Source organism: Rhizobium sp. 2MFCol3.1, assembly GCF_000377565.1.
GTDB lineage: Bacteria > Pseudomonadota > Alphaproteobacteria > Rhizobiales > Rhizobiaceae > Rhizobium.
The window spans coordinates 80,045-103,217 of the sequence record NZ_KB898357.1 but is presented as its reverse complement, the minus strand read 5'-3'; the positions used below and the strand labels follow the sequence as shown (position 1 = coordinate 103,217).

Genomic DNA, 23,173 nt, shown 5'->3' with positions numbered 1-23,173 from the left:
GTATCGGAGGCTTCCATGGCTTTGCAGTCCATGACGGGTTTTGCGCGGCGCGAAGGCACGACCGATCGCTGGCGCTGGGCCTGGGAACTGCGCTCGGTAAACGGCAAGGGCCTGGATATCCGCCTGCGCCTGCCGCCGGGCCTCGAGCGCTTGGAAAACGAAGTCAAGCGACTGGCCGGCGAGCAGTTCAGCCGCGGCAATATGCAGGTGTCGTTGTCCGTCTCGTCTCCCGAGAGCCGCGTCGAGACCGTCCTCAATCAGGAAGCGCTTGCCGCCGTCCTGTCGCTGCGCGATCAGCTGGCTGATATCATCGATCCGGCGCCGCTGAAGCTCGATACCCTGCTTGCCATCCGTGGCATCGTCGATTTCCGCGAGACCGAGGATAGCCCGGAAGCCATCGCCGCGCGCGACGCCGAGATCATGAATGGCCTGTCGCTGGCGCTGACCGATCTCAGGCATATGCGCGAGCAGGAAGGGGCGGCTCTGTCCCGCGTGCTCCTCGACCAGGTGGCGATCATCGAGCGTCTGACTGGTGTCGTGGAAAGCGACCCGTCGCGTTCGCCACGCGAGATCGCGGCACGGCTCGCGGCTCAGGTCGCGATGCTGATGGATGCATCCGGCAAGTTCGATCAGGACAGGCTCCATGCCGAGGCGGCGATCCTGGCGACCAAGGCCGATCTGCGCGAAGAGATCGACCGCCTGAAGGCACACGTGGCCGCCGCGCGCGACCTGCTCGCCAAGGGCGGCCCTATCGGCCGCAAGCTCGATTTCCTTGCACAGGAATTTAACCGGGAATCGAATACAATATGCTCGAAGTCCAATGCGGCTGCCGTGACAGCGGCCGGTATTGAGTTGAAAGTGGTCATCGACCAGTTCCGCGAGCAAGTTCAGAATTTGGAGTGAGCCATGAGCCCGACCCCGTCGAGCCCCCCATCGTCGAGCAGCCCAACCGTGATCCCCCGCCGCGGGCTGATGCTTGTCCTGTCTTCGCCCTCGGGTGCCGGCAAGTCGACCATCGCGCGCAATCTCCTGGAGCGCGATCGCAGCCTTGAAATCTCGGTGAGCGTGACGACGCGCCAGCGTCGCCCGAGCGAGATTGCCGGCACCCACTATCATTTCATCACCATCCCCCAGTTCGAGCGGATGCGCGACAGCGGCGAGCTGCTCGAATGGGCGGAAGTGCATGGCAATTTCTACGGCACGCCACGTGAGCCGGTGGAGGCCGCCATGGCCGATGGCCGCGACATGCTGTTCGATATCGATTGGCAGGGCGCGCTGCAGCTGCAGGAGAAGATGAAGGCCGATATCGTATCGATCTTCGTGCTGCCGCCGACCATGACCGAGCTCCAGTCGCGCCTGCATCGCCGCGCCGAAGACTCCGAAGAGGTGATCGCCACGCGTCTCGCCAATTCCCGCGCCGAGATCGCCCACTGGCGTGAATATGACTATGTCATCGTCAACGACGACTTGAACACCGCCTTCGAGGCGGTGCAGTCGATCGTCCGCGCCGAACGCCTTCGCCGCGATCGCCGCCATGGCATGTTCGACTTCGTGACCGGCCTGATCGAAGAGACGCCGGTTCTCTGACCCACCCGCCGGCGCCTTCGCGCCGGCGTCATTCCTAGAAATGATCAGCCGTAGCGACCGGTGATGTAGTCCTCGGTCCGCTTGTTCTTCGGCGCTTCGAATATCTGCGATGTCGGGCCATGCTCGACAAGCTCGCCCAAATACATGAAGGCGGTGTTGTCCGAGATACGGCCGGCCTGCTGCATGTTGTGGGTCACGATGACGATCGTGAAGTTCGCCTTCAGCTGCGCGATCAATTCCTCGACCTTGGCGGTCGAGATCGGATCGAGCGCCGATGTCGGCTCGTCGAGCAGCAGAACCTCCGGCCGCAACGCCACGCCGCGCGCGATGCACAGACGCTGCTGCTGACCGCCGGAGAGGCCAAGACCGCTCTGCTTGAGCTTTTCCTTGACCTCGTCCCAAAGGGCGGCCTGCCGCAAGGCTTCCTCGACACGCCCATCCATCTCCGCCTTCGACAGCCGCTCATGATGGCGGATGCCATAGGCGACGTTGTCGTAGATCGACATGGGGAAGGGGACCGGCTTCTGGAACACCATGCCGACGCGGGCGCGCAGCTCGTTCATCGGATAGCGGGGGTCGAGAATGTTGTCGCCATCGAGCTTCACGGTACCCGTTGCCCGCATGCCCGGATAGAGCGCGTAGATGCGGTTGAGGATGCGCAGCAGCGTGGACTTGCCGCAGCCGGACGGGCCGATCAGGGCCGAGACCTGCCGCTCTGGGAAGCTGATGCTGACATCGCGGATCGCCTGCGTCTTCCCGTAGAAGAAGTTGACGTTTTCGAGCGTGATCTTGTCGGTCTTCATTGTGGGTGCGGTCCTGCCGGTATCGAGTGCGCTGGAAGATTGCAGCATTATTTTCCCCGTCTGCTGAGGATTACTCGTGATCCGACACTGAGCAGCAGCACGATGGCGGTCATGACGAAGGCGCCGGCCCAGGCGAGCGTATGCCACTCGTCATAGGGGCTCATCGCGTACTGGAAGATGACGACCGGAATGTTGGCCATCGGCCCGGACATGTCCGTGCTCCAGTACTGGTTGTTGAGGGCGGTGAAGAGAAGCGGTGCGGTCTCGCCGGAGATGCGGGCGACAGCGAGCAGCACGCCGGTCAGGATGCCCGCGGACGCGGCGCGATAGAGCACATGCACCGTCACCTTCCAGCGCGGAATGCCGAGCGAAAGTGCGGCCTCGCGCATGACGTCGGGCACCAGCCGCAGCATCTCGTCGGTGGTGCGCACCACGACCGGCAGGAAGATGAAGCCCAGCGCGATACCACCGGCATAGCCCGAAAAGCGCCCGGTCTGGCGCACGACCAACTCGTAGATGAACAGGCCGATGATGATCGAAGGCGCGCTGAGCAGGATGTCGTTCACAAAACGAACGAGATCGCCGATCTTCTTGCCGCGGCTGTATTCCGAAAGATAGGTGCCGGCGAGGATCCCGATCGGCGTACCGAGAACGACAGCCATGAGAACGATCAGAAGGCTGCCCATGAAGGCATTCGCCAGGCCGCCGTCTTCGCCGGGTGGCGGGGTCATTTCGGTCAGCAGGCGAGGGCTGAGCGCCGCGATGCCGTTGATCAGCGTCGTCCACAGGATCCAGACGAGGAAGATGAGGCCGATGACTGTCGCGACGGTGGCGAGAGACAAGGCGATGGCGCTCTTGATCTGACGATAGCGGTAAAGGGAGTTGGATGTGGTCATGATTATTCTCCCTTCTGCCTGGCGATTCTGAGCAGCATTAGCTTGGCAGCGGCCAGCACGATGAAGGTGACCACGAAGAGGATGAAGCCGAGGCCGATCAGCGACGACAGGTAGAGATCCGTGTCGGCCTCGGTGAACTCGTTGGCGATCGCAGCGGCAATCGAGTTGCCGGGCTCCATCAGCGAGATCGCGATATTGTGCGTATTCCCGAGCACGAAGGTGACGGCCATGGTCTCGCCGAGCGCGCGGCCGAGGCCAAGAAAGATGCCGCCGACGACGGCCGTGCGTGTGTGGGGAATGACGATATCGCGCACGACCTCCCATTTGGTCGAGCCGAGCGCGTAGGCCGATTCCTTCAGTTGCGCCGGGACGACGAGGAAGACGTCGCGCATGACCGAAGCGATATAGGGGATGATCATGATGGCGAGCACGATGCCCGACGTCAGCATGCCGATCCCCATGGGTGCACCCGAAAACAGCGCGCCAATAACCGGCAGCGGACCGAGCCAGTCGATCAGAACGGGCTGGATATAATCGGCCATGAAGGGGGCGAAGGTGAAAAGGCCCCACATGCCGTAGATGATGCTAGGAATGCCGGCGAGCAGCTCGATGGCGCCGCCGATCGGTCCGCGCGCCCAGCGTGGCGCCACTTCGGTGACGAACACCGCGATGCCGAGGCTGATGGGGACGCCGATGATCATCGCGAGCGCGGAGGTGACCAGCGTTCCGTAGATCGGCACGAGGCCGGCGAATTTCTGGGCGACGGGGTCCCATTCGGTGCCGTAGAGGAATTCCAGGCCGAAGGTGCGGAAGGCAAGCAGGCCGCCCCAACCCATGGAAAAGGTCGCGGCCAGAAGCGCGATCAGCACGAACATGCCGCAGCACAGCACGATCGCGGAAAATACCATGTCGCCGGTCGCGCCATGGCGACGCTTCACGCCGACACTCTCGGCGCGCTGCGATGCCAAAACTTGGCTCATTGTCTGTTCTCTAATCTTTGAGGGGCAATCAAAGTTAAGCCGGCCGGAAAGCAGAGCTCTCCGGCCGTTTCGACAGTGTGGGGATCAGCCCTTGAACTGGGCGGTCCAGTAGGCTTCGATCTGCTTCACGAGGCTATCGGGAACCGGAACGTAGTCGAGCGAGGAAGCCTGCTTCTGGCCGTTCTCAAGCGCCCACTTGAAGAACTCGAAGGCAGCCTTGGAGCGAGCTTCGTCCTTGGCCTGCTTGTACATGATCGCCCAGGTCGTAGCCGTGACCGGCCAGGCCTTGTCGCCAGGAGCGTTGGTCATGATCAGGTTGAAGTCCTGAGCCTTGTCCCATTCGGCGCTGGCTGCGGCAGCAGCGAAGCTCTCGGCGTTCGGCTTCGGATACTTGCCGGCAGCATTTTCGATCAGGACGTAGGGCAGCTTGTTCTGCAGCGCATAGGCGTACTCGACGTAACCGATCGAATCCTTCACGCGCGTGACGTAGGCTGCAACGCCTTCGTTGCCCTTGCCGCCGATGCCGACAGGCCAGTTGACGGCGGTGCCTTCACCAACCTTGGACTTCCAATCAGCATTGACCTTCGAGAAGTAGTTGGTCCAGTTGAAGCTGGTGCCCGAACCGTCCGAGCGGTGAACGACGGCGATCTGCGAATCCGGCAGCTTGACGCCCGGGTTCAGGTCGGCGATGGCCTTGTCGTTCCACTTGGTGACGTTGCCGAGGTAGATGTCAGCCAGAACCTTGCCGGTGAGCTTCAGCTCGCCCGACTTGATGCCCTTGACGTTGATGACGGGAACAATGCCGCCAACTACCAGCGGAAACTGGCCGAAGCCGCCATCCGTCAGTTCCTTGGATTCAAGCGGCTTGTCGGACGCGCCGAAATCGACCGTTGCGGCCTTGATCTGGGCGATGCCACCGCCAGAACCGATCGACTGATAGTTCAGCTTGTCGCCGGTCTTCTTGTTGTAGTCAGCCGACCACTTGGAGAGAACCGGGTAAACGAAGGTGGAGCCGGCGCCGGTGATATCGGCGGCGGAAGCGGAGGCGGCCATCACGGCCGCAAGGCCGATGCCGAAACAGGTCGTCAAAAATCTGTTGGTACGCATAAGGGTTCGCTTTCCTGAAAGCTGAAAAGATGACGGCGAGATCAATAGGGGGCTACTTGTTTGCTTGCGCAACGAGTCTCGCCGGGAACGGGCTATTCCCCAGAGATAACAGTTTCATGACAGTCGGTGAGGCAAACCGCATTCACGCGATGTTAAAGCGCATCGTCGAGAAAAAGTTGGTTTTCGGTAGCGGAAATACTTAGTTTCCCAAAGTCAAGACGACTGGAATTGTAGTGTTTTAACAGCATAGAAGGCAGCCGCCTGCACGCAAGCTAGCGTTGATTTTGATGAGGCGTGCAGGGATTAGAGGCTGTTTGCCAAGCGGCAAAATTCCTCGACCGAAAGCGTCTCGGCGCGTCTCTGCGGATCGATGCCGGCCTTTTCGAGCAGTTTCTCGCCGCCGATCGGCTTCAGGCTCTGGCGCAGCATCTTGCGGCGCTGTCCGAATGCCGCCTGGGTCACTTTTTCGAGATTGGCGACGGAGCAGGGGATCGGGTTCTCGTTCGGCGTCAGATGCACCACTGTCGAGGTTACCTTCGGCGGAGGCGTGAAGGCCTGCGGCGGGATGTCGAACGCCATGTGCGCGTTCGTACGCCAACCGCAGAGCACGCCGAGACGCCCGTAGTGGTCGTCTTCCTCGTCGGCGACGATACGCAAGCCCACTTCCTTCTGGAACATCAGCGTCAGCGATTGCCAGAAAGGCGGCCATTGCTTCGGCAACAACCAGTTCACCAGAAGCTGGGTCCCGACATTATAGGGAAGGTTGGCGATGATCTTCACCGGCCCCTCGGGTGACAGCGCCTCGAAGTCGGTGGTCAGAGCGTCGCCTTCGATAACCTCGAGCCGGCCGGGATAATGCGCCTGCACCTCGGCCAGCGCCGGGAGGCAGCGCGGATCGCGCTCGACAGCGATGACCTTCTTGGCGCCGAGTGCAAGGATCGCTCGCGTCAAGCCGCCAGGGCCGGGGCCGACTTCAAACACCGTCGCATCTTCGAGCGGGCCGGCGTTGCGCGCCACCTTCTGCGTGAGATTGAGGTCGAGAATGAAGTTCTGCCCGAGCGCCTTGCGCGCATCGAGGCCATGCCGCCTAATGACGTCGCTCAGCGGCGGCAATCCGTCGAGTGCGGCCATCAGGAGTTGCTCTTGGAGACGCGACCGAGGTGCCCGGCGAGCTTCAGTGCGGCAACCAGGCTGCTCTCACGCGCCAGCCCCTTGCCGGCGATGCCGAAGGCCGTGCCGTGGTCGGGGGATGTGCGGATGAAAGGCAAGCCAAGCGTCACGTTGACGGCGTCATCGAAGCCGAGCGCCTTTGCCGGGATCAGGGCCTGGTCGTGATACATGCAGACCGCGACGTCGTAGCGCGAACGCGCTTCGTCATGGAACATGGTGTCGGCGGGCAGGGGACCGATCGCATCGATACCCTCGGCGCGAAGGAACTGGATCGCGGGGTGGATGACGTTGGCGTCTTCCTTGCCGATGGCGCCATCTTCGCCCGCATGCGGATTGAGACCCGCGACGGCAAGGCGTGGATTGGCGATACCGAAACGCTGGACGAGATCGGCGTGTGCGATCCGGCACTTCTCGACGATCAGCTCTGGCGTCAGCGCCTGCGGCACATCCTTGATCGGGATGTGGATTGTAACAGGGATCGCCCGAAGCTTCGGTCCGGCGAGCATCATGACGGGCGTCACGGGCGTGCCGGTGGCGCGTTTCGCAAGCTCGGCCAGAAACTCGGTATGTCCAGGAAAACGGAAACCGCTCTCGTAGAGAACGGACTTGGCGATCGGGTTGGTGACGACACCAAGCGCTTCGCCGCTGACCGTCAGTGCCACGGCCTGCTCGATGGCAGCAATCGTCCCTCGGGCCGTCGCGACATGCGCTTCGCCGGCGATGACCTCAATGCCTGCGGGGATCGGCAGGACAGGAAGGGCGTCGGCAAAGATGTCGATCGCGCCGGCGCAATCGGCCTCGCGGATCGCAACGGTCAGATCCAGCATCCGTGCGCGGGTGGCGAGGACGTCAGGATCACCGATGAAAATAAAGGGCGGCAGGCCGAGCTCGCGGCGACGCAACCAGGCCATCAATGTGACGTCAGGGCCGATCCCGGCGGGATCGCCTTGGCTCAGTGCAAGAGGGCGCGAAAAAGCGAGCGTCATTGACATCAGCGGCGAATGATCTGCGCCTTGCTGCGCAGTTCTTCGAGATACTTGGTGGCGTTGGCGTTTTCCGGCGGTGCGTTCTTGTCCTTGGCCTTGTTCAGATCTTCTTCGCGGAAGACCATCTCGGCGGCCTGGTCGTCGGAGACCTGGCGCTGGCTGCAGATCGCGAGATACTCGACGCCCTTTTCGGTCACACGCGTGGCCGTGGTGTTGCCCTTGGCCTGTTCGACAAGCGGCTTCCACTCAGGTGGCAGTTCCGGTGCCAGCATACGGCCGAGATCACGAACGGAGACGTCACGCATCGTGGCGGCGAAAACCTTTGCCTGTTCGCAGCCCGGATACTTCGAGCGCGAGGCTTCCGCTTCGCTCTTGCGCTTGCCGACGATGCCCTTCTTGCTGGCGGGCACGACGAAGATCATCTGCTGCAGAATGTACTCGGTGGTTTCAGGCTTCTGCTTGTTGTTTTCCATCATGCGGGCAACGAGGTCGGCATTCGACATCTTGTTGCTATTGCCATAACGCGCGTTCACCAGGCGCGGCCAGCTCATCTGCACGGCGATGAACGCCTTGAAGTGATCGACGCCGACGCCGGCCTGGCTGAGGATCTGCGTCATTTGCGCGGTTGTCAGCTTGTTGCCGGTGGCAAAGCGCGCGAAGGATGCATCGACGTCGTCCTTGGACACCGACATGCGAACGCGGGCGATTTCCTGCTGCTTCAGCGTCTGCTCGATAAGCTGGTCTTCGGCGGACTTGGCATCAGCCTTCTGGTGCTGCAGGCGCAGGAAGGCCTGGCGCTTGGCCACGTCACCGCTGGTGAGGGCCGTACCGTTGACGACCACCCGGACTTCGCTCGCCGCGTAGGCCATGTTGGCCTTTGGCATTGCCAAGCCCGCGACAGTGGCGAATGCCAAGCCTGCGATCATCGTTCTTACGGTGTTCTTCGCGCCAATCATCTGTCGACCCTTCCCATTAACGCCGCGCTTCGCGTCGCGGCGCGCCTATCTTACCGAGATAACGTCAGCGTTGCTGCCTTCGAGACGCAGCAGCATATGCCGCATATATCCAATGGCCACAATGTCCTGCATAGCGTTACGGCGAAAGAAAGGCCCCTTTCTTTCGCCGTGCTATAAAATCGATCAGTTGTTGTAGATGTTTCCGTAGCCCAACTGGCTGGCGTCACCGACATTGATGTCGCCGAGGGTACGGAATGTCAGCCTCGCGCCGATCGTCCAATCGCTCGCCGACTGGTCGCTGGTATCGCGTTTGTCGGAGTAGGCGATCGTGAAGACCGTGCATTCGTCCTCATAGCTGAGGCCGATGGTCTGGCGCGTGAACGTGTTGTTGTTCAGATCGTAGGCGATACCGCCGAAGATCGACCAGTAGTCCTTGAACTTGATCCGAGCGCGCGTCTGGATTTCGTCGTTATCCGTGTCGTAGCCATATTCCGGCTGCGCGGAGAGGTGCGTATAGAGAAGCTGGCTCTGGAACGTGTCCGTCTCGAAGCCGGCCGTCAGATCGCCGCGGCGAAGCTCAAGGCTTTTCTCGTCGAGACGGTACGAAGCGGCAAAGGCAAAGCCCTGCGGTGTCTCGATGCCACCGAGACCGACATAGTCGGACCGGGTGGTCTCGAGGCCGGAATCGGCGCCGACGTTGACGAGATCGGCGGTATCGAACGAATTCTGACCGCCCAGCTGGAACGACTGCCCGAAGATGCCGTGCAGCTTGTAGCCGTTGTCGAAGGTGCCGGTGTACTGGAAGCCGACGTTGGCGCGCGTGCCGCCTTCGATACGGTCGTAACCGGAGAACTTGTCGCGCTCGAACAGGTTGGTCGCGTCGAAGACGAAGCTCTGCGCGTCTTCGTTCGGAAGCCTGCCGGCCAGCGATTCGTTCGGGCGGGCATAGATCTGCATGATCGGCTCGAACACGTGCGTGCTGTTGTCGGTCGTGGCGAGGATCGGATAGCGCATTTCGAGGCCGGCCGTCACCATGCCACGCGTCGCGGCATCGCTCGTGTCGTAGTTGCCGCCATAGCCGACCGGGTCGTCCATGTTGAGCGACAGCGCATCGCCGCGGGCCGAAAGCAGCGGCGTGATCAGAACGCCGGCAGGCGTCACGAAGGTGCGCTTCCACGTCAGCTCGCCCGTCAGGCGCGACGTCTGGCCTTCGAGGCCACGGTAACGATCGAAGCCTGCGACGTCGTAGAAGTCGTCATGGCCGCGCGAAAGGTTGGTGAAATTTACGTCAGCCGAGACTTCGCCGCCGGCAAGCGGCTGCGGAGCCACGTAGTGATAGTCCATCACCGGATAGACGATAGCCTGCTTCTTCTCAGCCGTGTTCGACGGATCGGCGTCCTGGACGTCGAAATAGAAGGAGCGCAGGTCGAAGTAGTTCCGCTTGCCGAGACCAGTCAGGTAGATCTGGTTGGTCTGCGTCGAATTATCGTAGCCCTTGAGCTTGTAGGTGCGCGAGAAGTTGTTGTCGCTCTGCACCATCACATCCCAGCCGAAAGCCCAGCGAGGGTTGATCTGGAAGGCCCCCTGCGAGGCGATCATGCCGCGAGCATCGTTCTGCGCGTCACTGGTTCCTTGAGTGAACGTGCTGGAATTCATCTGGCTGATGCCAGCCACGCGCAACGTGTGCGTGCCGTTCTCGAAACGCTGACGGAATTCGGCGTCCGCCAGGAAGCCCTGCGTCGTATAGCCGGTACCCGTTACCGTCGCGTCCATGCTAGGCGAGATAACGTAGTAGTAGGGGACAGACAGGCCGAAGCCGAGATTCTGCGCGCTGACGAAGCTCGGGAACAGGAAGCCGGACTTCCGCTTGACCGTATTGTCGGGCACGACGAGCCACGGAACATAGGCGATCGGATGGCCGAGCAGCTCCATGCGGGCGTGCTCAAGGCGAATCGTGTGCTTCTCGCCGTTCTGGATGACGCGTTCGGCCTTCACCTGCCAAAATGGCGGTTTCTCAGGCTTCTCCGCGCAGGGCAGACAGGCCGTGTAGACGCCCTTATTGAGAATCATCTCGGTGCCGCCGACCCGCTCGCCGGTTTCGGCGACGATGCGCGTGTTGTCGGGTGTCTCGATTCGAAGCGAATTGATGAAGCCGTTCGCGAAGTCATCGGTGACGTCGAGCTTGTCGGAGTACATGCGTGTGCCGTCGGGGCTGACGAGCTCGACATTGCCGAGCGCCATCATCCGACCGGTCTTCTGATTGTACTCGACTCGCTGCGAGACCATCTTGTAGCCGGCGTAATTGATCTGCACGCCGCCCACGGCCGAAACGACCTCGGCATCTTTGTTATAGACGAGCTCATTGGCCGAAAGAAGCATCTTGGCTTCCTTCGAAACATTGGGCTTCATGTTTTGCAAAGCGTCTTGAGCGATGGCAACGGGAATGTTGCCGGTATAGCTGCACAGGGCTACGCCTGCGAACAGGGCAACCAACTGCTTACGAACACTTTTGCGGTTGCCTGCCGCCACTAGCCATCCTCCTGATGAAGCAGAATTGTTGCACCCAAAGCCAAGGCGACGATGACCGGAATCCACGTCGCCACGAAAGGCGGGACAACCCCACTGCTTCCGAATGCTTTCACAAGCACGGTGACCACATAAAGCACGAAGCCTGCCAGGATGCCACCCAGAATCACGGACCTCGATTGGTTGAACCGGCTAAATTTTAGGGACACTGTTGCAGCAATGAGAGTCATCGCGATGAGCAACAGTGGTTGAGACAACAAAGAGTGGAATTGAGTCTCTAGAGCCTTGGTCGGAATCCCGAAGGATTTCGCGACATCGATTCGATGCGAAAGATCGAAAAATGCAATGGTTTCAGGGGCGGTAAGCCTCTGTTCGACGAAGTCCCGTTTCAAATTGGTACGGACTTGTACCTCATCCTTACGCTGTGCGATTTCACCCGGGCGACGCTCGATAACGTTCTTAAGAAGCCAGTAACCATCTTCCAATTTTGCGGACGCCGCGTCCTGTCTGAGGATGATGTGATTGCTCGAATCGAAGTGCACCAGCACCGCGTCGACGAGCAGCGTTCCGCCCTCGAGAACGCTCCGCGCGCCGATGATTGCGTCGTCCTGGTTGCTGATCTGACGGATCCACGGAACCTGAGGTCCACCCTTCGACGCGCCATTGTCGCCGCGCCAGTTGCTCTCGACCGTTGCGGCTTGCCGCTGCCCCCAGGCAGCCAGCGGGTTGAGGATCGTCATGACCCCGATACCGAGCAGAAACGCGCCGGCAATGAAGGGCGACATGAATTGCCAGACCGAAATGCCGGCGGCGCGCGTCACGACCAGCTCGTACTTGCGATTGAGGCCGATCAGCACGGTCATGCCGACGAAGAGCGCAATGAAGGGAACCGTCTGCTGCAGAATGAGCGGCAGGCGCACGGCCGTCATCAGCAATCCGCCGGTGACCGTATAGCCGGGCAGGCCGGACATGCGGCTTGCGGTTTCGCTGAAGTCGACGAGGTAGACGATGCCGATGACACCGAGGAAGAACCACATCGCCGTCGTTGCATAACGGCGGAAGAAGTAGCGGCCGAGCGTACCGAAAATCATGCATCACCTCCGGCCGAGCGGGGGAAGCGCTGCTGCAGCTTGCGCCAGCCGATGGCAATCCAGTTGCCAATGAAGCCAAGCAGCGAGATTCGTTTGTGCGAAACCAGCGAAACAATCGCCAACGCGCTGATTCCGAGTGGCAGCGCATAGAGGATGCCGATGAAGATCGGTTTCGATTCGATCTGGTTGGCGGCATAGAACGTCGCCCATCGAACCGCGAAGGCAAGCACCAGCGCCGATACCATCGGGTGCAGCCGCGCCTCGCGATGTGAGCGCGCATCACCCGCAATCGCCAGCGAAATCAAGGAGAACACGAGCGGCAGCAGCCAGTCGGTCATGCGCCTGTGAAGCTCCGCGACGTAGCTGCCTGGTTTGGCAATGTAATCCTTGTCCGTCGGATCGGGATTGAGCAGGAACGGCAGTTCGCGGTCCGACGCGCGCAGCGTCGACTGGCCACGGTTCTGCGTGAGATCGGAGAGATCGAACGAATAGGAATCGAACCGGATGATGGAGACGTCCCCGGTCGTGGTTTTCCGGTGCACCTCGCCATCATGCATGATCAGCGACGTGCCCTTTTCGTCCACAGCGCCTTCGCGAGCATAGTAGATCAGCTGAAAGGCCGGGTCGCGCTCGTCCACGACGAACAGGCCCTTGAGCACGCGTCCGGCCAAGCGCTCGGAGATCTGCACATAGAGGCCGGTATCGATCTGGCGGAAGTTCTTTTCTTCAATCACGGTTGAGAGCAGATCGGCGTAAGCCGCTGCAATCATTTGCCTTGCACCGGTCTTCGCCTTCGGCTCGACGACGTTGTCGACCAGAAAAGAAAAGGCGCTGATGACGACCGCGAGAATGATGATCGGGCGCCAGATGATGCTGCGGCGCGCGCCGGCGGCATCGATAACGGCAAGCTCCGAATCGTTGTTCATCGTCGTCAGCGTCTGCGTGACGCCGATCACGAGCGCGAAGGGCAGAACGACGGGGATGATCGAGGGCAGGATAAGTGTGGCGAGCTTGGCGAACGAACCGACCGACTGGCCGCTATCCGTCACCAGATTGATGCGCTGCAGCACCTGTGTGGTCCAGATGATCGCGAGCACGGGCAATAGGGCGACGAGAAACATCTGGCCCACGCGCCGCAATATGTATGTTTCAAGCAGTTTCATGCACGCCCTTGAACGCTCTTCGCGAATTCTTGCCGCCACGCAGCGAAAACCATCTACGCTTTTTGGTTTGCTTTTGCGACAAGCTACCGTCGAAAATTCATTCAATTTTCAGTTTTTTTTCCCGCTGTGGCGAATCGGTCAGCGCCAGGATGCCGGCAAAAACAACGAAGGATGACAACCATCCAAGAATGACGTCGGACAGATAGTGCGCTCCGAAGGCCAAGCGCAATGCCGGCGCCAGTAACGAAATCGTGGCCAGCGGCAGGAAGAGCGCGCGTCGTGACGCGCGTGGCATGATAAAGAGAAGACAGAGCAACCAGCCCGCGCCGGCCGCTTCGCCGGAGACGAAGGAACAGTTGGACAGACATTTGCCGGCTGTCGATCCAGCCGGAACGAAGTCGAGCGCGCCACCGAAATCGGTTGTGGAAAAGGGGCGAGGGCGCCCCCAATGATCCTTCAGTATGAAATTGACGAGAACGATCGGGCCGACGATCAGCGAACCCAGTGCGAGCTTCAGCTTGCGTGCGCGCTCCCCGTCGAATGTGGCGCCGAACTGGCTGTAGCAATCGATGAACTTCCAAAAAAGGACAAAGGCCACGACATAAGGAAGGCGCAACAAAAGGGTACGCAGGATCTGCAGCCAGAAATCCTCGCGATAGGGAAAATGGCCGCAAATCTCCTGCAGTGCCGCACCAGGAGCGCAGGCCTCCATCGTGAAGAAATGCGCGGAGACTTCCTGATCGATCTGCGGAAACAGATTGAAGACGGCAAGAAGCGCGAACCAGGTGATGAGAAGAAGCTTGAAGATATCGGCGGCGCTGTAGCTCGTCTCGCGTATGGCAATCGGCTTGAAAGCCTTCACTATGGAGTTCAAGACCGATCCTCACGCTGGCAATTTGCCCGGACCAATAGTCGTCTCGCATGACATTTTGTTGACGCAACTCGCGCGCTCGTTGCCGCGATGGGCGCGACAAAGACTTGTCTTCAGTGGTGAAAACCTGAATGATCGGGCAAGAGGATTTGAAACGATCCCACTGGAGAAGACATGTCAGCCAAATTCGATATCTCGTTTGAAAAATCTGCCGAAATTGCCGGTGGATACGCCATTCTGTTGCAGGCCAAGGGGCAGGATCTCGCCGCCGGCGCAAGTGTCGCCGACCCATCGGGCGTGGTGGCCAAGGCCGCCAAGATCGCCGGCTTCTCGGCCAAGCTCGCCGGCGCGCTCGATATCGTGGCGCCCGAGGGATCGAAGGCCGAGCGCATCTTCGTCATCGGTCTCGGCAAGACCGACGCCCTGGTTTCTTTCGATTGGCTGAAGGCGGGCGGTGCTGCCGCCTCGAAGATCAAGAACACGACGGATGTGACGGTCTTTGTGGACGCGCCCGGTGTTGATGTTACCGCCACTCAGGCCGCTGATTTCGCGCTCGGCATGATGTTGCGCGCCTATGGCTTCGATGCCTACAAAACGAAGAAGTCGGAAGACGACAGCAACGCGAAAGACGGCGGCGCGTCCGTCAAGGTCCGCATCGTCACGGCGAAGGCCGCCGACGCCGCCAAGGCCTTCGAGGTTTCGCAGGCGGTCGCCGACGGCGTCAACCTGGCGCGCGACCTTGTCAACGAGCCAGCAAACGTGCTCGGCCCGGTCGAGTTCGCCGCCAAGGCCAAGGAGCTCGAGAAGCTCGGCGTCGAGGTCGAGATCCTGACGGAAAAGGAAATGAGCAAGCTCGGCATGGGGGCGCTTCTCGGCGTCGCTCAGGGCTCCGTACGCCCGCCGCGCCTGGCTGTCATGCAGTGGAAGGGCGGCAAGAGCGGCGATGCGCCGCTGGCCTTCATCGGCAAGGGCGTCGTCTTCGATACCGGCGGCATCTCCATCAAGCCGGCCGGCGGCATGGAAGATATGAAGGGCGACATGGGTGGTGCCGCCGCCGTCACCGGCCTCATGTATGTGCTGGCTGCCCGCAAGGCCAAGGCGAACGTCGTCGGCATCATCGGCCTGGTCGAGAACATGCCCGATGGCAACGCGCAGCGTCCTGGCGATATCGTCACCTCCATGTCCGGCCAGACCATCGAGGTCATCAACACCGATGCTGAAGGCCGTCTCGTTCTCTGCGACGCCGTCTGGTATTGCAACGATCGCTTCAAGCCCAAGTTCATGATCGATCTCGCGACGCTCACCGGCGCGATCCTCGTGGCGCTGGGCAACATCCAGGCCGGCCTGTTTTCCAACGACGACAAGCTGTCGGACCAGTTGATCGCGGCCGGAACCGAAACCCACGAGCGCCTCTGGCGCATGCCGCTGGGCAAGGAATACGACAAGATGATCGACAGCAAGTTCGCCGACATGAAGAACACCGGCGGTCGCCATGCCGGCTCGATCACGGCGGCTCACTTCATCGGCCGCTTCGTCGGCGAGACGCCCTGGGCACATCTCGATATCGCCGGCACCGCCATGGGCTCGCCGCTCGACGAGATCAACCAGTCCTGGGGTTCGGGCTACGGCGTGCGGCTGCTCGATCAGCTGGTACGCGCCAACTACGAATCATGACCGAGGTCCTGTTCTACCATCTGACCGAATCCAAGCTGGAAGACGCGCTTCCGCCGTTGCTCGACAAAAGCGTCGAGCGCGGCTGGCGTGTCGCGGTTCAGATGAAGGAAGCGACTCACAGGGATGCGCTCGATGCGTATCTCTGGACCTTCCGCGAAGACAGCTTCCTGCCGCATGGCACGGATGAAGGTGAACTTGCCGGCAATCAGCCGGTTCTCCTCACCGTCGCCGACGACAACATCAACGGCGCCACCGTCCGCTTCATCGTCGCCGGCGCCGAGCCGCCGCCGCTCGATCCCTATGAGCGGGTCGTCTTCATGTTCGACGGCTATGACCAGGAACAGCTCGAAGGCGCGCGCGCGCAGTGGAAGAAGCTGAAAGGTGAGGGGCACAGCCTTACATATTGGCAGCAGACACCCGAGGGACGCTGGGAGAAGAAGGCCTAGTCAGGAGAGGGGCTGGCGGGATCAGAGAATCCCGGCATCCTTGACCACCTTTTCGATGAAGTCGTGCTTTGCACGGGTGTACTCCGCCCGGCTTGCAGCATGCGTGCCGGCGAGGTCGATCTTCAGCTGCTCGTAGGCACGGGCGAGATCAGGATTGGCGCGGAGTGCATCGCGGAACGCCAGCATGCGGTTCCAGTTCTCGCCTCGATATTCCACGACATGCACCAGATGCGTCCGCGTCTCGCCCTTTATGCCGCGCCCGAAGATGTGGTCGTCGGGAACGAGATCGGTGCCGGCATAGTCGTAGCCGATGCTCTCCATCGCGCCCACGCAGGCCGGGCCGTCGGCGAAGTATCGAATGCCGACCATGATGTCGATGATCGGTTTGGCCTTGATGGCGGGAATCGAGGTGCTGCCGACATGCTGGATGTCGATAACGGTGTCGCCGAGCGCTTGGCGGATCGCCTCGGCCTCTTCTTCATAGGCTTCATGCCACAAGGCATTTGCGTCGGAGAGCAATACCGTCAGGTTTTTCAAGCCTAGACCGAAAGCTTCATCGTCGCGCATGCCGAACCTCTGAGATACCCAAGATGACCTTACTGTATCACGAGGTTCGGCAATTTCGAATCAATCGTGGAACGCTTCGACGAACTTGCGGCGGCCGAGCATGAAGGCATCGGCGACGTGGCGCAGGGGCGCTAGGTCGACGTCGGACTTGCCGGCCTTGACGATTTCCGCGAAGCGACGATAGAGCGAAGGATATTCCTCTTCCGGCGCTTCGAATTTCAGCTCGCCATTGATCGACAGCTTCGACCCGCCTTCGGCCAGAACCATCTTGCCCGCTGCCGTCTCGGCGAAGATATCCCAGCTCTGCTTGCCGGTCTGGCGCCAGTCGAATTCGACATGAGCGGGCACGTTGTCGGCGTTCTTGAAATGTAGGTCGGCTGCGATCGGCGCGTCGCGGTTCTCCGGGAACTCCAGCGTTGCGCTGGTCAGGAAGATCGCCTTCGGCAGGATGTGCGTGACGATCGACAGCGCGTTGATGCCTGGATCGAACACGCCAAGGCCGCCGGCCTGCCAGATCCAATCCTGATTCGGATGCCACTGGCGCACGTCTTCCTTCCAGACGACGTGAACGCTTTGGATGGTGGTGGACGCGAGGAAGGACTTGGCCGCCTCGACGGCCGCCGCGTAGCGCGAATGCCAGCTGGCGAATAGCGATACGCCCTTGGAGGCTGCGAGCGCCTCGAGGTCGGCTACTTCGCTCAGCGTCGCGCCCGGAGGCTTTTCAAGGAACACGTGCTTGCCGGCCGAAAGCGCCTTGTGCGCGGCCTCGTAGCGGTACTGCGGCGGCATGCACAGCGACACGGCATCGATCTCGGGCACGGCGTCGAGCATCGCGTCGATCGCGGTGAAGCTCTGGACGCCACCGACGGTGCCGTGACGGCTCGCCGTGGCGATCAGGTTGAAATCCGGGTTCTTGGCGATGGAGGGAAGGTGCTGGTCGCGGACGATCTTGCCGACGCCGACGATGGCGAGGTTGATGGGTGACATGCTGTTGGCTCGCTTCGGTGTTTCGCTCAAAAGTATGATTATTGGGCGCCTGTTTTAACAGAAAGACGCCGGCGGGCAAGCGCCGGCGTCTGCTGTGAACCTCGAATTCCGCAGTCGAATTACAGCGACGCCATGACGGTCGGCGCAGCCGGCTTCTTGAACTTCAGCGTCACTACCTTGTAGCCCTCGGCCTCCAGCTTGGATAGCAGGGTGGGAAGCATGGTTGCTGTGCGATTGTGGATGTCGTGCATCAGGATGATGCCGCGTCCGCGCTTGTGCAGAAGGTCGAGCGTCCGCTTGGTCACGGCGGCGGGTGTCGTGTTGAAATAGTCCTTGCTGTCGACATCCACGTCCATGACGACCATGTCCCGCATGGCGATCGCGGAGCGCAGCTTGCGGCTGTCAGCGAGATAGGGGAAGCGGAAGAAGTTGACGTCGACACCCGTGGCCTTGGTCACCGCTGCCTCGCCGCGCATGACTTCCGCCATCGCCATGTCGAAGCTAAGGGCCGCGAGATTGTCGTGCTTGTAGGTGTGGCTGCCGATCGCATTGCCATCCATCGCGACCTTGCGGGCGAGTTCGGGATGCAGCGCCGCCATCTCGCCGACCATCATGAAGGCGCCCTTGACGCCAAACTCGTCGAGCGTCGCCAGAACACGGTCGGTACGGCCGGGGATAGGGCCGTCGTCGAAGCTGAGAATGACTTCCTTGTCCTGCAGCCGGATATCGTGGATCGATGAGACGGTCATGACGCGGCCGGCGAGGTGGTGCTGCTTGCCAAATCCACGTGCGCGCGGCTGCTCGGCCGCATCGCCGCCGATCGTGTCCTGCTTGCCTTCAGGCGCCACGATCGACGAGGTTTTGATCGTCTTGTCGGGCGCGGGCTGCTTTGTAGTCTGGCAGCCGGTGAGGGCGGCGGCGCACAGAAGAAGACCGGAGTAAAAAGCGAAGCGATGCATGAAGAGTGTCTCAACAAATCAGTAATGAATGTTGAGACAACCTTGATGATTATGGTTAACGATCGGTTTCTTTCGACCGTTCGCGCGCTAACAAATGTTAATTTCGGAGCGCCACAGCAATGACTGTGGCTATCCCGCCATAGCCTCTTCGTATTCGGACGAAAGCTCCAGCCATTGCTCTTCGGCCGCAGCCAGCTTGGCGGCCGCTTCGCCGCGCTGCTTTGCCTTCTCGGCGGCCTTCGCCGGCGCCTTTTCGTAGAGCACCGGATCCGCAAGTTCCGCATCAAGCCCCTGAATCAGTTTCTCCAGCTTCCCCGTCAAGGATTCGATTTCGTTGATCTTTTTCTTGAGAGGGGCGAGAGACGCGCGCCGGTCGGCATTGAGCTTGCGCTGGTCGGCCTTGGTCGCCGTTTCCTCAGTCACTTGCGGCTTTTCGTCTTTTTTTTTGCCGGAGGCGACGATCAGGTCGCGATACTCGTCCATATCGCCTTCAAAAGTGGTGACCGTGCCATTGTTGACCAGCCACAGCCGGTCGACGGTCGCCTCGATCAGGTAGCGATCGTGCGAGATCAGGATGACGGCGCCATCATAGTCATTCAGCGCCTCGATCAGCGCCCGGCGGCTGTCGATGTCGAGGTGGTTGGTCGGCTCGTCGAGAATGAGCAGGTTTGGCGCATGGAAGGCGGCAAGCCCCATCAGCAGGCGCGCCTTTTCGCCACCCGACAGATCCTTGGCGGCCGTCGACATCTTTTCCGTCGCCAGACCCATCTGTGCGACGCGGGCGCGCACCTTGGCCTCGGGCGCTTCCGGCATCAGCCTGCGCACATGCTCGACCGGCGACTGGTCGGGGATCAGGTCGTCGAGCTGGTGCTGGGCGAAAAAGCCGATCTTCAGGCTCGGTGCCAGCTTCACTTCGCCGCTTTCGGCCGAGAGCCTGCCGGAAATGAACTTCGCGAAGGTCGACTTGCCGTTGCCGTTCGAGCCGAGAAGCGCGATGCGGTCGTCATTGTCGATGCGGAGGTTGAGTCCCTTGAGGATCGGCTTGCCAGGCTCGTAGCCGACAGCGCCGCCCGAGATGGCGACGATCGGGGAGGCGGGCTGCTTTTCCGGTTCGGGGAAGGTGATCGGCTGCACGTGATCCTCGATGACCGAGGCCACCGTGCCCATGCGCTCCAGCGCCTTGACGCGGCTCTGCGCCTGCCGGGCCTTGGAGGCCTTCGCCTTGAAGCGATCGATGAAGCTCTGCAGGTGCTTGCGCGCCGCGTCGTTCTTGGCTTTCGCCTTGGTCTGCAACTCGTCGGCTTCGGCCTTCTGCCGCTCGAACTGGTCATAGCCGCCGCGATAGAAGGTCAGCTTCTTCTGGTCGAGATGCACGATCGAATTGACGGCATTGTTCAAGAGGTCGCGATCGTGGCTGATGATCAGCACCGTGTGCGGATAGCGGCGAACGTAATCCTCAAGCCAGAGCGTGCCTTCGAGATCGAGATAGTTGGTCGGCTCGTCGAGCAAAAGCAGATCGGGCTCGGTAAACAGCACCGAAGCCAGCGCCACGCGCATGCGCCATCCGCCTGAGAATGACGATGCCGGCCGCGCCTGCGCCTCCTGACTGAAACCGAGGCCGGACAGGATGCTGGCTGCGCGCGCTTCGGCCGAATGCGCGTCGATATCGACAAGACGCATCTGGATCTCGGCGATGCGGTGCGGATCGCTGGCCGTCTCCGCCTCCGCCATTAGCGCGGCGCGTTCCTTGTCGGCGGAGAGCACGATTTCGATCAGCGAATCTTCCGTGCCCGGCGCCTCCTGGGCCACCTGGCCGATCCGCGCGTTCTTTGGGATCGTGATCGAGCCGGTCTCAGCCCCGAGATCGCCGGTGATGATACGAAAGAGGGTTGACTTGCCGGCGCCATTACGCCCGACGAGGCCAGCCTTCGTGCCCGCGGGCAGCGAAACGCTGGCATGGTCGAGGAGCAGGCGGCCGGCAATGCGGGCGGAGATATCGCTAATCGTGATCATGCCCGGCGTTTTGGCCGAAAGCCGCGATCAGCGCAAGAGCTTGAAGTGGCCTCTCAGCGCCCGAAGGCCTGCACCGGCAGGCGTCGGTTCGATTGCGCGGCATGAAGCGCGATGCGGGCATTGGCCTGCAACTGAGACGCTGTCGCGGCATCGGCACTCAGGGCAACGCCGAGCGATACCGTCAGCTTGGCGTTCTGTCCGGCGTCCGAGGTCGCGAAGACCACGTTCTCTTCCACGGAATTGCGCAGGCGTTCGGCGATCGCCATCGCCTCCTGCATGCCGACATTGGCGAACAGGAAGGTGAACTCGTCGCCATCCGTGCGGGCCACGAAGTCGTGCTTCTTGATCGACTTGCGGAAAAGGTCGGCGAGCTTTTTCAGAAGACGGCTGCCGGTCTGCGTGCCGTAGCGGCTGTTCAGCGCCTTGAAGTCGTCGATATCCATCATGATCAGCGCGCTGCCGGCCGAGCCTTCCTCGCGCTCATAGAGATCGAGCACGGTCTTGTTGAGCGCGGTGCGGTTGGGAAGGCCGGTGAGGCGGTCGGTCGAAGACGCCGTTTGAGCAGCCGCAACGCCACGCTCAAGCGCTTCCATGCGATCGACATCATGGCGCAGCTTGGTCTCAAGGTCGGTCTCGGCGGTCAGGAGACCGGCGAGAGAGGTCGAGAGGAACTCCATCTCGCTCATGAAGGAAGACAGGCTCTGGTCCGGACTGCCGGTTATCGATTTCAGCGCGGTTTCCGCCGCGCGCATGAAACTCTGCTTCTGCTTTACGCCTGCTGTCAGGCGCTCGACGGCATCGCGCATCATCTTGCTCATCTCGGCCTGCGACGTCTCTCCGACCAGTCCGCAGTGGCTGACGAGGCGATATTTGAGGCCGAGCTCGTCAAGCGATGGCTGGCGCGGTGCCGCGCCAAGCGAGGCGATATCCTGGGCAAGGGCGGCGTTCTGGCCGACGATCGCCTCATGAAACAGCTCGTAATTGCGCGGCAGGCCGGAAACGCCAAGGCGCGTCATGTGCTGGCTGATCCGCTGGATATCCGTGACCGGTGCCGGACGGGATGTCTCGCGTTGCGCCTGCGGGCTTGATGCTGCACTTGCCATGTTGCACTCCTCGCTCGTCGGCCCTGTCCGGCCTCGTTCTCTCCCCTATGCACCGGACTATTTAAAATGGGCTGAATTTGCACCTTTGCCGAGTAAATCCCTTTCCGGGATTTCGCCAACGCGGTTAATACCGCGTTTCCGTCACGCGCTCAGCCAGCGCTTGCCGTCGCTGTGCAGGAAATAGCTGAGATCGAGCGACAGGCTGGGCTTGCCGAGCGAGGTCAGCGTCATGTGGCACTGGCCGCGATGATGCGTCTGGTGGTTGAACAGATGCGACAGCGCCGGCCACAGCGGCTGGGTGATCGCGCCGGGGCGGGTGACAGGGGTATAGGTGAACGTACCCGCGAGCGCATCGGCATCAAGCGTATCGACCCATTCGCTGATCCTGCGATCCTCTCGCTCACGCGCTGCACGCAAGCCATCGAGATCGTCATAGAGGATGCTGTCGAGCGTCGTCGGCGCGTCGCCCGATCCTGTGAAGCGCTTCATCCAGATCCGGTCGGCCGACAGGATGTGGTTGAGCGTTGCGTTGAGCGAGCCGAAGAAGGCGCCGCGGTTTTCGCGGTATTCGGCATCCGTCAGTTCCGAGGCTGCCGCATAGACCTTCCCGTTGGCCCAGCGGTTGTAATCCGCAAACATCGCATACTGCTTCTGCATTTTGCCCTCCATCTCTTGATCCGTTCTATCCTATGGGGCTTTGCCAGCAATGGTGCTGATGGCTTCATGAAATTCCGTCATCGCCTCGCACCAAACTGTCCCGCTCTGTGACGGACGCGTGAAATTCGCGCAGCCCCCTTGTTTTCAGCCTATCGGACGGGTAAACACCGCCCACTTTTCCCCGATGAATGAGGATTATTACAATGGCGATTGAACGCACCTTCTCGATGATCAAGCCGGACGCAACGAAGCGCAACCTGACCGGCGCCATCACCAAGGTATTCGAAGACAACGGCCTGCGCATCATCGCCTCCAAGCGCGTATGGATGTCCAAGCGCGAAGCTGAAGGCTTCTACGCCGTTCACAAGGAACGCCCCTTCTTCGGCGAACTGGTTGAAGGCATGACCTCCGGCCCGACCATCGTTCAGGTCCTGGAAGGCGAGAACGCCATCCTGAAGAACCGCGAAATCATGGGCGCCACCAACCCTGCCAACGCTGACGAAGGCACGATCCGCAAGCAGTTCGCTCTGTCGATCGGCGAGAACTCGGTTCACGGCTCGGACGCTCCTGAGACCGCTGTCCAGGAAATCGCCTACTGGTTCGCAGAAACCGAAATCGTCGGCTGAATCAA

At 61.2% G+C, this 23,173-nt stretch carries 22 protein-coding genes; 5 read left to right on the top strand and 17 right to left on the bottom strand.

Annotated features, from left to right (window positions below):
- Positions 1-15 precede the first annotated feature (15 nt).
- On the top strand, positions 16-903 hold the full coding sequence (locus tag D460_RS0111800; protein ID WP_018898752.1) for a YicC/YloC family endoribonuclease: 888 nt from the start codon (positions 16-18) through the stop codon (positions 901-903).
- Positions 904-906: 3 nt separating this feature from the next.
- Positions 907-1,587 (top strand): guanylate kinase, encoded by a 681-nt coding sequence (gmk, locus tag D460_RS0111795; protein WP_037111230.1) that lies wholly within the window; start codon positions 907-909, stop codon positions 1,585-1,587.
- 44 nt (positions 1,588-1,631) lie between these two features.
- Here the strand turns inward: gmk and pstB are convergent, their stop codons facing one another.
- The 11 genes from pstB to D460_RS0111735 form a co-directional block, all read right to left on the bottom strand.
- Positions 1,632-2,438, bottom strand: coding sequence for a phosphate ABC transporter ATP-binding protein PstB (gene pstB, locus D460_RS0111790; protein WP_018898750.1), 807 nt, complete (start codon positions 2,436-2,438; stop codon positions 1,632-1,634).
- Entirely contained in the window at positions 2,438-3,286 is an 849-nt protein-coding gene (gene pstA / locus D460_RS0111785) for a phosphate ABC transporter permease PstA (RefSeq protein WP_018898749.1), read from the bottom strand. The genes pstB and pstA overlap by 1 nt, the downstream gene beginning before the upstream one ends.
- Positions 3,287-3,288: 2 nt before the next feature.
- A complete protein-coding gene (gene pstC, locus D460_RS0111780; protein WP_026283050.1) occupies positions 3,289-4,266 on the bottom strand; it encodes a phosphate ABC transporter permease subunit PstC in 978 nt (325 codons plus the stop codon).
- An 84-nt stretch (positions 4,267-4,350) separates the two neighbouring features.
- On the bottom strand, positions 4,351-5,373 hold the full coding sequence (gene pstS, locus D460_RS0111775; protein ID WP_018898747.1) for a phosphate ABC transporter substrate-binding protein PstS: 1,023 nt from the start codon (positions 5,371-5,373) through the stop codon (positions 4,351-4,353).
- Between the two features lie 303 nt (positions 5,374-5,676).
- A complete protein-coding gene (rsmA, locus tag D460_RS0111765) occupies positions 5,677-6,504 on the bottom strand; it encodes a 16S rRNA (adenine(1518)-N(6)/adenine(1519)-N(6))-dimethyltransferase RsmA (protein ID WP_018898745.1) in 828 nt (275 codons plus the stop codon).
- Positions 6,504-7,529 carry a 4-hydroxythreonine-4-phosphate dehydrogenase PdxA gene (gene pdxA / locus D460_RS0111760; protein WP_026283049.1) on the bottom strand — a complete coding sequence of 342 codons (1,026 nt, stop codon included), beginning with the start codon at positions 7,527-7,529 and terminating at the stop codon, positions 6,504-6,506. The genes rsmA and pdxA overlap by 1 nt, the downstream gene beginning before the upstream one ends.
- Positions 7,530-7,534: 5 nt before the next feature.
- Positions 7,535-8,485 (bottom strand): peptidylprolyl isomerase, encoded by a 951-nt coding sequence (locus D460_RS0111755; RefSeq protein WP_018898743.1) that lies wholly within the window; start codon positions 8,483-8,485, stop codon positions 7,535-7,537.
- A gap of 183 nt (positions 8,486-8,668) precedes the next feature.
- Positions 8,669-11,014, bottom strand: coding sequence for an LPS-assembly protein LptD (locus D460_RS0111750; protein WP_018898742.1), 2,346 nt, complete (start codon positions 11,012-11,014; stop codon positions 8,669-8,671).
- Positions 11,014-12,102, bottom strand: coding sequence for an LPS export ABC transporter permease LptG (lptG, locus tag D460_RS0111745; RefSeq protein ID WP_018898741.1), 1,089 nt, complete (start codon positions 12,100-12,102; stop codon positions 11,014-11,016). Before lptG ends, D460_RS0111750 begins: the two co-directional genes overlap by 1 nt.
- Positions 12,099-13,265 (bottom strand): LptF/LptG family permease, encoded by a 1,167-nt coding sequence (locus D460_RS0111740; protein ID WP_026283048.1) that lies wholly within the window; start codon positions 13,263-13,265, stop codon positions 12,099-12,101. Before D460_RS0111740 ends, lptG begins: the two co-directional genes overlap by 4 nt.
- Positions 13,266-13,362: 97 nt before the next feature.
- Positions 13,363-14,109, bottom strand: a complete 747-nt coding sequence (locus D460_RS0111735; RefSeq protein WP_037111272.1) for a phosphatase PAP2 family protein — start codon at positions 14,107-14,109, stop codon at positions 13,363-13,365.
- Between the two features lie 201 nt (positions 14,110-14,310).
- Between D460_RS0111735 and D460_RS0111730 the strand changes: the two genes are divergently transcribed.
- A complete protein-coding gene (locus D460_RS0111730) occupies positions 14,311-15,810 on the top strand; it encodes a leucyl aminopeptidase (protein WP_018898738.1) in 1,500 nt (499 codons plus the stop codon).
- The gene (locus D460_RS0111725) at positions 15,807-16,256 is read left to right on the top strand and encodes a DNA polymerase III subunit chi (protein WP_018898737.1); all 450 of its coding nucleotides are present in this window, start codon (positions 15,807-15,809) and stop codon (positions 16,254-16,256) included. Before D460_RS0111730 ends, D460_RS0111725 begins: the two co-directional genes overlap by 4 nt.
- A gap of 21 nt (positions 16,257-16,277) precedes the next feature.
- On the opposite strand, the gene D460_RS0111720 is transcribed toward D460_RS0111725, so the two are convergent.
- The 6 genes from D460_RS0111720 to D460_RS0111695 form a co-directional block, all read right to left on the bottom strand.
- Positions 16,278-16,823 carry a GrpB family protein gene (locus tag D460_RS0111720; RefSeq protein ID WP_018898736.1) on the bottom strand — a complete coding sequence of 182 codons (546 nt, stop codon included), beginning with the start codon at positions 16,821-16,823 and terminating at the stop codon, positions 16,278-16,280.
- A gap of 60 nt (positions 16,824-16,883) precedes the next feature.
- Positions 16,884-17,810, bottom strand: coding sequence for a Gfo/Idh/MocA family oxidoreductase (locus D460_RS0111715; protein ID WP_018898735.1), 927 nt, complete (start codon positions 17,808-17,810; stop codon positions 16,884-16,886).
- A 119-nt stretch (positions 17,811-17,929) separates the two neighbouring features.
- On the bottom strand, positions 17,930-18,769 hold the full coding sequence (locus D460_RS0111710; RefSeq protein WP_018898734.1) for a polysaccharide deacetylase family protein: 840 nt from the start codon (positions 18,767-18,769) through the stop codon (positions 17,930-17,932).
- A 129-nt stretch (positions 18,770-18,898) separates the two neighbouring features.
- Entirely contained in the window at positions 18,899-20,782 is a 1,884-nt protein-coding gene (abc-f, locus tag D460_RS0111705) for a ribosomal protection-like ABC-F family protein (RefSeq protein WP_018898733.1), read from the bottom strand.
- Positions 20,783-20,835: 53 nt separating this feature from the next.
- A complete protein-coding gene (locus D460_RS0111700; RefSeq protein ID WP_018898732.1) occupies positions 20,836-21,885 on the bottom strand; it encodes a GGDEF domain-containing protein in 1,050 nt (349 codons plus the stop codon).
- Between the two features lie 141 nt (positions 21,886-22,026).
- Positions 22,027-22,542: a DinB family protein gene (locus tag D460_RS0111695; RefSeq protein WP_026283047.1), complete on the bottom strand. Its 516-nt coding sequence runs from the start codon at positions 22,540-22,542 to the stop codon at positions 22,027-22,029.
- A gap of 203 nt (positions 22,543-22,745) precedes the next feature.
- Here D460_RS0111695 and ndk point away from each other — a divergent pair, with 203 nt between their 5' ends.
- Positions 22,746-23,168: a nucleoside-diphosphate kinase gene (gene ndk, locus D460_RS0111690; protein ID WP_018898730.1), complete on the top strand. Its 423-nt coding sequence runs from the start codon at positions 22,746-22,748 to the stop codon at positions 23,166-23,168.
- Positions 23,169-23,173 lie beyond the last annotated feature (5 nt).